This is a genomic window from Gaoshiqia sediminis (assembly GCF_025907915.1).
GTDB lineage: Bacteria > Bacteroidota > Bacteroidia > Bacteroidales > Prolixibacteraceae > Gaoshiqia > Gaoshiqia sediminis.
This window is the reverse complement of record NZ_JAPAAF010000039.1, coordinates 1-10,796: the sequence shown is the minus strand read 5'-3', so window position 1 is coordinate 10,796 and position 10,796 is coordinate 1. Positions and strand designations below refer to the sequence as shown.

The following is a 10,796-nucleotide window of genomic DNA, read 5'->3' as shown; positions in this document are numbered from 1 at the left end:
CCTGAAGTTTTAATAGCCAGGATTTTGCTCTAGTTCGGCGCCGGTATTTTTTTGTATTTCACTATTTGGAATGGCCCAAACGGTTTGATGATCGCCAATTTTGATGCCAACCAGCGGATTGACTTCCCTATTACGTTCCACAATTTTATTCAAACGCCCCAGCGTGAAAATGCGCAATGTTTCAAACGAAAGTTCCCGCAACTGTTCATCCATGATATAGTCTATATCCACATCATCTGAAGATACATCAGGAGCGTTTGACCTTCTTCTAACTTCATTAATATCAGCAGCGGCTTTTATTTTATCTCCCGAACCAAGGTAAGCTTCAGCCCTTAGCAGGTAAGTTTCAGCCAAACGAATCATATAGTGTTTACGCCAGGTTTGCTGAACAGTACCCAATACCGTTCCCGGTATTGTTTGATTTGGATCCCAGAACTCTGCCGGATGTTTCTCCGGAGTAGTAACTTTCATAACCATCGGGTAGTAGTACCTGGCTGTGTCATTGTTACTACTTAGTATGACAGGTAAATCATCAGCAATAATCCATTTTCCATGGAACTCGGATCCGGGATTGTTTACTTTAATATCGCGGACGATGTTGTACGACGAGTTACGAAGGTCAGTATCCCAACCACTTTTGTTCCATAATGACTTTAAGAAATAAGAACTTGGTTTCATGAATCCTTGCGAGCGTCCCATGTAGTAAGTACTTGGAGACACACATACGGCAACAGTTTTCCCATCACTTTGTTTCAAGGTTGCACGGGTAATAAATGGCCCTACAAAGCGTTCAAGCAGGTAATTGTTATCTCCACCACCACTAACCTGATAAGCATACTGGAGGTTCCAAATGGACTCTTTATTTCCGGCAGAACGGTCCTGGTTACCGGGTTGAAACAAATCCCAATAAGGGTCTTTGTCGTTTCCTCTGCCCCATGGATATTCCGGGTGTGCTGTATCGTTCACGCGTGATCCGAATCTTTGTGTCATTAAGGCTGTGTTTGGATGATCGATTACTTTTGATGCTTCGGCAATAGCTTCATTCCATTTTTTCAGTGAGATATACACTTCGGATAAAACATGGCTGGCAGCCAGTTTATTGATTCTTGATTCCTCAACTTCATCAATATCAGGTAAATTTTCAGCTGCAAATTTAAGGTCGCTGGCAGCCTGCAGATAGGTTTCATCGCGGCTTGCACGAACATAATCCTTTTTGGGCCCTGAAGTCTCTTCCAAAACAATTGGAACACCCCCCCACAAATGAGCGAGCATGGTATAGGCATATCCTCTGAAAAAGCGTGCTTCTGCCTCAATAACTACCTGTTCGTCAGGTGTAAGTTTACTTTCGGATGACACTGAACGTCCAATGATTACATTCGCGTCATAAATCAATTTGTAAAATGTTTTCCATAAATTGGTTTGAACCCCATCGGCACCCCACCTGGCCTTATAATCCTGACTACCTGAGGTATCAAAATAAGTACAACAAAGGTCGGTTCCATACCAGGCTAAGCGGGGCATATCATCACGTCCGCCCTGCCCCCACAACTCATTGCGAACAGTTACGTGCAATTGATAAATGGCTGCAACAAAATCATCGTTGGTTACAAAAGAGTTTTCAGGTGATTGAAAGTCCAGCGGCACTTCATCCATATATTTGTCTTCATCACATGAAAATGTAAGTAAAAACAAACCGAGTAGCATGAAAATCTTAGCTGTGCTAAATAATTTATTTCTATATTTTTTCATAACGATTGCTGTTTTTTAAAATTCAAGATTTAAACCGATAGTGTAACTTCTTAAAACAGGACGGCCACCGCGAGTAATTCCCTGTCCTGTTTCCGGGTCCCATCCTTCCCAGTTAGTTAATGTCAGTAAGTTTTTCCCGCTAAAGAAAACACGCAAATTGCTAACTTTGATTTTTTCAAGAAGTTCGCGCTTAAATCTGTATGATAAGGAAACATCCTGCAAACGAATAAAATTTCTTTTTGCAAATGTCTTTCCACGAAGCGAGCCTGTCTGTTTATTTGATTTTTTCTGGTAAGTGGCACCAGGGTTTTCCGGCAACCAGTAATTATCGTAACCATGCGGAATACTCAAATTATACTGGTCTCCAAACTGGAGATTATAAACATCATTTTCAGCCATATAATAATTCTTCCCGCCCTGAACCGAATTAATAAAGAAGCTTAACGACCAGTTTTTGTACTGAAAGTTGTTTGTAATACTGAATCGATAGGAAGGATCGTTGTAGCCCACAATAATTTTGTCATTTTCAGTATCAATTTTTCCATCATCATTTTGATCTACAACAACATTTGTCCCATAGTCATAGCCTGTCGGAATTTCGTCATCCAACTGGTACTTCTCACCGGTAATCTGGTAATCATAAATCGTATTCAACGGATGACCAATAAACAAACGTTCTGAAATCAGGTCATCTTCCTTTCCATCGCCATCATTATCTGCTCCCAACAATTTCTTCAACTCATCGCGATTTCGTGAGAATGTGAAATCAGATGTCCATTTGAAATCCGGAGTATTGACATTTGAGGTTGATATCGTGAATTCAATCCCTGAGTTATGGATACGCCCCAGGTTATCGGGGAATTTATCAAATCTTCCAATGCTGGGAATATCAACAACATAAAGCAGGTTCTTCGTATTATTATTATAATATTCTACAGAACCGTGTATGCGTGAGTTCAGGAAGCCAAAATCTATCCCCAGGTTGATCCCCGTGGTAGTTTCCCATTTTAGGTTCGGACTTGCCAAACTTGAAATCGACTGAGTATAGATTGAAGTTCCGGAGGCGTCAACATAATTGTATCCGCCCGACACCTTTGCCAACGTTTGATAACGACCGATTGTCCGGTTACCGCTTGATCCGTATGATCCTCTGATTTTCATGTAATTCATTACATTTGACAGGTTCTTGAAGAATGGTTCTTCTGAAGCTACCCAACCAACTGATCCTGAAGGGAAGTAACCGAATTTGTTGTCTTCGCTGAAGCCGGAAAAGCCATCGCGACGGAAAGTTCCGGTAAACAGATATTTGTCTTTGAAACTGTAAAAAACCCTTGACATAGCAAATAAACTGGATTCTTTCCAGGCTGCAGATTCCGCTTTCTGTAACTCGCTGCTTCCGGCTTCCAACTGGTTATAGCCAAGCCGGTCGTTTACAAATACAGAGGAACCTGCCCTGGTATCGTCATATTTCCGGTCTTCAAGCCCGTAAACCAGCGTAATTTCCAGTTTATGATTTTCATTAAATCGGTGCTTATACGTCAGGTTATGGTCGATTGACATATCATTCCCGATACTGTGAAACTTACTGCCGCTTCCCTGAGAGTTTTCAGCGTAGGGTTCAAAAATGTAATAGCGGTTTGTAACCTGATTATTGGCCACATTGATTCGATATGTTAAGCCTTTGATAAACGGAATATCATACGAGGCGTAAATATTTCCGAAAAGGTTCTGCCGAATATCTTTATTGTCGGCCTTAGCCCTCATCAGCGGATTTATCAACGAAGAGTTGTCCAGCAACGGATTAATTTCTCCATCAATATAAGCAGCTTCAAAAGGCATAATATACCTATGCTCAAGATTAGGCGTCACACCGGAGTAATCGCTCACCGAGGCAAAAGCCTGTAGTCCGACTGTAAGCCTGTCGGTGATTTTGTTTTCTATGTTAATACGTGCATTGGTTCTCTCAAACCCTTCATTGATCATGTACCCCTGCTGATCGGTGTATCCAACCGATGCGAAATAGTTCACATTCTCTGTTTGATTAGAAATACTTAAGTTTTGTTCGTTGATGAAGATATTGTTGTTGGTCAGCAGCCCGTACCAATCAGTGTCCATTCCTGAGAGGTAATTCTGAACTTGGTCATTTGTTTTAAAAAGAGGCGTCACGTCCCAGCCTTCTTTAAGTTCGGTATAACCGGATTCTGCTGTCCGGCTTTCCTGCCATACGTTCTCACTTATTTTTTCAACAAAATAATCTGCATCTCCGGGTTTCAGTTCTAATGTTGGTGTTTGCATCGAATATTTTGCGGTAAAGTTAATCAGGGGTTTTCCCGCTTTCTTGGCAGACGCTTTCACAGTGGATATAATAATAACCCCATTGGCTGCCTGCGATCCGTAAACTGCAGCGGCACTGTTATCTTTCAGAATATCGATAGACTCAATATCATTGGGATTAATATCAATCATGCTGCCACGGAATATTACACCATCTAGAATGATGAGTGGGTTTTGGGCACCTGATATTGAAGTTCGTCCACGAATAGAGATGCTCGGGCCACTACCTGCCTCGTTCACCTGGCTGACATTCAAACCAGCAACCGATCCATGTAATGATTCAACCAGCGAAACATTCGACTGATCCCTGAAATTATCCATATTTACTTTGGTAACGGCTCCAGTCAAGTCACTCCTCTTCATCGTGCCATAGCCAATAGCCACCACTTCTTCGATACCAATTGCATCTTCTTCCATCACCAAGTTGATGTTAGTGCTTCCAGCAACCTCAATTTCAACACTTTTCATTCCCATAAACGAAAAAACCAAGGTAGCCTCTCCGGGAACATTTGGCAGGGAGTAATTTCCATCCACGTCGGTAACCGTCCCCTGCGTAGTACCTTTTACTACTACTGCAACGCCAGGTAAAATACCACCTGACGAATCAGTAACCTTACCGGTAATTTTTATTTGTTGTTGCGAAACGTTATTCCCCGATTGGTTCCCCGATTTTCGTTCAACCAGGATCAAATTATTTTCCAATTCCTTGAAAGTGTACGGTAAATCCTTAAATGCCTGATTCAGTACAACTCCAATGGTTTTATTGGTAACCTCGATCGTTACTTTTTGCGAAACATCCACTTCATCGTTATTATAAAAGAAACGATATCCGGTTTGGTTCTCAATTGAAATAAACAAGTCTTGCAACGACGTATTATTTCCTTTTAGTGAAATACTGGTTGTTTGCGACCAAACTGAAGCAGTAGATTGCAGACTGATTACAAGAATCAACAGCCAAGTGAGTTTCATAGTCAGATAAAATTTTTTTAGGCCCCCCGCACAACTGTCGGGCAGTTTAATTAGATTAATTTTCATAAATTTGAATGAATTTTACAGTTAAACTTTGGTTTAATTTCTCAGAAGGGGAAGTGTTGGTAGCACTTCCCTTTCGTCTTTCACGATAGGTTCAATTCATGGGCATTTTAGTTTTTTTGTTCTGTATAGAAGGTTATTACATTATTTTCAATTTCGTAGGCTACATATTTTGAGTTCCCGAGATAAGCTATTACTTCCAGAATACTTTCCCGTGTTAATGTTCCGGTGAAACGTCTGGATTTTACCTGTTCATCGGCAAATTCGATTTCGACGTCAAACCAACGTTCCAGTTTGAGTTCCAGCTCTTCCAGTGACTGGTTCCGAAAGACCAGCCGTCCTTCAGTCCAGGCAGTTTCGGGCGAAAGATCTGAAAGGTTGAATAAATTTGTTTGCTTATCCACTTTATCAAAGACTAACTTCTGGTTCGGCTCAATTTTGTAGGAATTATTTTCACTTGAGACTCTTAAACTACCACTCACCAAGGTTGTTGAGCTTATTGCCTCGTTGGCATATGCCATTAAATTAAACTCGGTACCAAGAACTTCAACCTCAATCGTTTCCGTTTTCACCCGAAACGGATTTCGTGGATCCTTCCGCACCGAAAAATAAGCTTCCCCATCCAAAAAGAGCTGGCGGGTACCATTCCTAAAATCAGTATTGAAAGTTAATTTACTTCCTGAATTTAGAATGACTGTAGAACTATCCGGCAATACAATCGTGGATTTATCACCTTCCGGACAAGTGATGGTAGTATAAGACACAGAATCAACGGCTAATTCCTGCAGAAAATAATAACTAACAGGAATTAAGATCCCCAATAGCAGAATGGCTGCATAGCGGCCAATTTGCAGTAATTGATTTCTCCGTTTTGCTTTTGCGTTGATGAAAGAAGTTTTCTGTCTGAATTTCTGAATGGCGCTTTCAAGATCGTATTGTTCCGTATCCTGATCAATCCATGTTCCTTGCCAGATTTCCTTCAGATCATCGAATAGTTTCCGGTTATTGTCATCCTGTTCCAACCAGGTTTCGACAATCTCCTGTTCACTTTGATTTGCCTCACCGGCAAATAAGCGAATAATTAAATGATGTATATCTTGTTCTGTGTACATGCTTTTAACTTTCAGAAGTAATGATGCACAAAAGAACAAAAACCCTGTACGGAGAATGAAAAAAAAATTAAAGAATATTCTGAAGGGCCAGAAAAACAAGGAATTCGGGCAAATATTCTTTTAAGTTCTGCCGAAGTGTAAGCACTGACCTCGATAAGTGCATTTCTACCGTTTTAACAGATATCCCCATTATTTCAGCAATTTCAGCATTCTTCTTTCCCTCATACCGTTTTAAACAAAAGGCTTTCTTTTGTTGTGAGGGGAGTGCATCAACGGCTTTTGTGATGGCCTCATTCAAATCACTAAAAATCAAACTATCTGAAGGCGATTCATCAGATGTGATACCTGCGTGAATATCATTCGATATTTCCAAAAACTCATCCAGGCTTTCCTCTCTCTTTAGCTTTCGAAGGTAACTAAGAGAGTTGTTACAGACCGCGTGAAATAGATACCCCTTTAGAGATGAATGAATTTCCAGGGCTTTCCGATTCTTCCAAATGTTGAAAAAAGTTTCCGACACCAATTCTTCTGCAATATCCATTCGACCCACATAACGCTTTGAATACGCACACAACTGAATATAATATTCCCGAAAAAGATACACATAGGTATCTTCATCCCCTTCCCGAAGTTTTTGCAAAAGATAATTTAGGTCGTTGTCCATTCCGAAAAAATTTGGAATACCAGAATCTGACCAAAAGTAAAACTTAATTTTTTATTCAAGAAAGTGTCCTTTAGCAAAAACAGAACAATTCGAATGGAAATGAACCATTACAATACCTTTCAACTACTCACAACACAAACGAATCAAATACAACGCATCTTAGTTTAGTTCAGCTATCTAATCACTCTGCGTTTTCAATTTCCACCTCGCCCGAGGGCCGATTGATTTCCTTTCCGGCGGGAATGGCAGTTCCAAAATTTGGCGTTCCATCGGCATTCCAGGTGAAAGGCTGCATGCGTACATCGCGGTTCCATCCAGGGTTGGCGTCTTTTTTCGAGTGGTAAACAATCCAATCCTCGGCACCATCCGGCGATTTGACAAACGAACAATGCCCTACCCCATGTACCTGTGAGTTTCCCTGGAAAACAGGCCCATTTTTAGTCCAATTTGCCGGGTCGAGCAAATTACCGTCCGGGTCATTCAGTTGCAACATGCCTTGGCGGTACTCCACCAGCCACGATTCGCGGCATGAGTAAACAACGAAAACCTGCTCTCCGTTTTTCAGAATCTGGGGTCCTTCATTCAGATTGAGCGGCTCGCCGGTTTCCCAGCTTTCCTGGGGAGACGAAAGCAAAACCCGGGTTCCTTTCAGCGTATAAGGATTTTCCATTTCCTGAATGTAGAGATGTTGAGGCGTGGCATCTGTGTCTTTTTGCTCCAGCCAGCCCGACCAAATAGCAAACAGTTTGCCCTGGTGTTCCAATACCGTCATATCAATTGCCCACACATTGCTTTGCGGATCGCTTGGGTTATCGCCGGTGTACAACATGCCCATATCTTCGTAATCGCTGAAAACATCGGCCGTTTTGGAACGCAAGACTCCGGTGCGCTGATTGATAAACGGAGAACCAGGCGTACTGCCAGCTGCATAATAAACGTACCATCTACCATCAACAAAATGGATTTCGGGCGCCCAAACACTATGGCTGTTCCAGCCTGTAGCCGGGGCCTGCCAAATCCGTTTCAGTTCACCTTTCCGTGTCATGTATATTGAACGCGAAACCACAATGGAATTGTTGGCCGAATAGCAATAAACATACTCGTTGCCCTGTTTGGTCAACCAAGGATCGGCGCCATCCCAAACCGGGTTGGTGAAGGTTGTTTTTACGGTATCGCCCACCACCGCTTCACTCTCTCCGCAACGCACGAATGAAACAATTAGGGTCAATGCGAATGCTACGATTTTTAACTTCATATTCTAATGTTAATCTGTTTATTGAATTACCTGAGCTCACGCAGACATAGGAACATCTTTGCTACAAAAAAACTTCCTTGCAGCTGGATAAGTTCAGCCTTGTCGTTCGTTAGCAATACAGCCCGGCACGAGTTAATTCAGGAAACAACATGCCTTCTTTTCGAATTTCGAGGGTAAGTGAACACTGCAGCAAAACAAAAAAAGATAATACCAAAAAGTTCATGTCTTATTCTCTTAAGAAAGGAAATGCTGAAATACGCAAACGTGCAGCGCCCATCGGGATTAGGGTAATATCTTCGACCGGTTCACTGGTTTTTACAGGATATCTTGGCAGTACATCCACCAATCCGTAACGGTCAATGCCCCACGAAGGGATCTGACGACCTTTGGCCTGCATTTCGATAGGCGTGTTTTCGGGCGAAAACGGGTAGTCATCGGCAGGCCATTCCTTTCTCTCAATTTTCAACGATCCTGCCAGGTTGTTTTTATCAAGAACAAGTCCATAGTTCCACGGACTTTTCGGGTCGATGGTGTAAGCCGGCCATTTTTCAGGGTCTGCATCCGCCTGCCATTTTGAATCGCCAATAGCCGATTCGGTACTGCTGATCTTGTTGTATTCTTCTTCAATTCTCAACGAAAAGGTCAACGGCCCGTAATCCACCGACACGCTGTTCTGGTTCACCTGCCAGCTGCGGTAGGTCAAATCCATTGATAGGGTTAGTGTGATCTGGTCTCCATCCGCCCACTCGCGGTCCAGTTTCAGGTAAGCGCTGGGTTGTGCTTCCAAGGGCAACCGTTTTCCGTTCAGTGTAACCGAAGCTTTATTGCACCAAGCAGGAACTCGCAGATATAAGGGAAACTGTACATTTTCAGTTGTATTGAGGGTAAAATAAATGTTTTCCTCAAAAGGATATTTGGTTTCTTCTGTCAGGGTAACTTCTGTGCCGTTGCCTACTTTGGCCTTGGTTACGCAAGAATTATAAAGAACAGCTGCCAAACCGTTGTCGTTACTGGCCATCACCAGATTTTGCAAATAGTAGGGCAACGCGTGACCGTGGTTATGCTGGCAACACCGGCTGCTAAACGGATTCATAGTAAGAAACGGGCCGCGGTTATCGATACCCGGGTGGTGATTTTCTGCATCAGCGGTAACCCCGTTAGGGCAAGTAAGGTAGCGCAATGCTTTCATATCAGGCGTAAAAGCGGCAGCAAAGCTGTTGAACAGGACATCTTCGCAATTATCGGCCCAAAGCGGGTCCCCGGTAATGCGCATCATAATTCCGTCAGAAGTCATTTGCTCGGCAAAGCCACAGGTTTCGGTACCCTGGCGCGGATCGATGTAGCCCATGCGGGAATTCTCGTCGGAACCGAACATACCGCCGGGAACCTGACCAAACGTACGACGGATCAAATCATGAACATGGTAACTGGCCTCCAAATGGGCAGAATCGCCCGACTGTAAAAACCAGGTTGCCGGTTCGCGGAAACACTGTGCAATATTAACATTGTGCCAGTTGGGCAAGGTTGATTTCCGGGTCCAGTTGGCCGTATTGCGATGAATTTTTTCAGCCAGGTTTAGTAAGAAGCTATCACCGGTAATATTGTAAAGCCAGTAAACACTGTACAGGTTATCGCCTCCACGACTGTTTTCCCAGTAACTGGAAAGAAATTCTTCATCCGGTACCGTCATCTCATACCGAAAGTATTTGGTCATAAAATCAATCACCCGCTGGTCGCCGGAATACTCATAATAATTCTGTAGGGTGAAAAGTACAATCATATTTGACCAGTAATCCAAATTGCCATTTTCCGAGCGGACTTCGGGGCCAAACCAACCATTTTCTTTTTGGCTGTTGATGATGGCCTCAATCCAGATCATGGCTTCCTGCTTCATTTCCGCGTCATCGAAAATAAAAGCCATATCGGCATAACCCCTTAACCAATAGGGAACTTCCTCCCAGCCATGATCACCACCTTCCGATAGCCAGGCATTGTTGTCTTTTTCGAGCCAGGCACTGATTTCGCCCAGATGTCCGCACAAACCGTCTTTTTGAAGTTCGAGCAGCTTTAGTATCCATCCTTTAGGTTGAATATTTCCAAGAGGTAACTTGATAAAGTGGGCAGGCTGAAGAGGCGCCCGATTACTTAAATAAAAATCGTTTTGCTTGTTTAAAACCGGATAGTCAACAACTGTAACAGATGCATCATTCCTGCTGTCCTTACAGGCGGACAAATAACCGATAGTGGTAATAATCGCGAAAAACAATAATTTTTTCAGGTGCATAAGTAAGATTTAACAAGTTGGTTTAATCTATTGAAAAATTAAAACAAAAATGCCCACACCATTTTTGGGTTAACAGGTCGGTGCTGCCAACTGCGGAATAAATGCGGGCATTTTACTACAAACATCAATCAGTATCTATTGTGGTTAAAATCATGCCTATTCCAACAACTTGATGAAGTACCCACCTACCACCGAACGGGCCTGGAAGCCTACCTGCCGGGCATTCGGGGTTTCGTACCAGTCGCTCATCGGAACCCGGTCGGGGGTTTCGGTTACAAACTTGTGTACCGGATCGATGAACTTTTGGAAGGTTTCCACATCGTCGGCCAGGGTAGCGGTCCAAACAATCCAGTCGCTTTTGGTGTA

Annotated in this window: 7 protein-coding genes; all 7 read right to left on the bottom strand. The window is 42.8% G+C overall.

From position 1 onward, the window contains the following. Positions 1-9: 9 nt before the first annotated feature. On the bottom strand, positions 10-1,749 hold the full coding sequence (locus N2K84_RS17315; protein ID WP_282593093.1) for a RagB/SusD family nutrient uptake outer membrane protein: 1,740 nt from the start codon (positions 1,747-1,749) through the stop codon (positions 10-12). A 15-nt stretch (positions 1,750-1,764) separates the two neighbouring features. Then, on the bottom strand, positions 1,765-5,052 hold the full coding sequence (locus N2K84_RS17310) for a TonB-dependent receptor (protein ID WP_282593092.1): 3,288 nt from the start codon (positions 5,050-5,052) through the stop codon (positions 1,765-1,767). A gap of 173 nt (positions 5,053-5,225) precedes the next feature. Continuing rightward, a complete protein-coding gene (locus tag N2K84_RS17305) occupies positions 5,226-6,227 on the bottom strand; it encodes a FecR family protein (RefSeq protein ID WP_282593091.1) in 1,002 nt (333 codons plus the stop codon). 67 nt (positions 6,228-6,294) lie between these two features. Beyond that, positions 6,295-6,891, bottom strand: coding sequence for an RNA polymerase sigma-70 factor (locus N2K84_RS17300; protein WP_282593090.1), 597 nt, complete (start codon positions 6,889-6,891; stop codon positions 6,295-6,297). Between the two features lie 181 nt (positions 6,892-7,072). After that, on the bottom strand, positions 7,073-8,146 hold the full coding sequence (locus N2K84_RS17295) for a glycoside hydrolase family 43 protein (protein ID WP_282593089.1): 1,074 nt from the start codon (positions 8,144-8,146) through the stop codon (positions 7,073-7,075). Between the two features lie 226 nt (positions 8,147-8,372). After that, positions 8,373-10,430 (bottom strand): beta-L-arabinofuranosidase domain-containing protein, encoded by a 2,058-nt coding sequence (locus tag N2K84_RS17290; RefSeq protein WP_282593088.1) that lies wholly within the window; start codon positions 10,428-10,430, stop codon positions 8,373-8,375. Positions 10,431-10,586: 156 nt separating this feature from the next. Then, the coding region (locus N2K84_RS17285; protein WP_282593087.1) for a glutaminase domain-containing protein at positions 10,587-10,796 on the bottom strand (210 nt) is incomplete at its 5' end.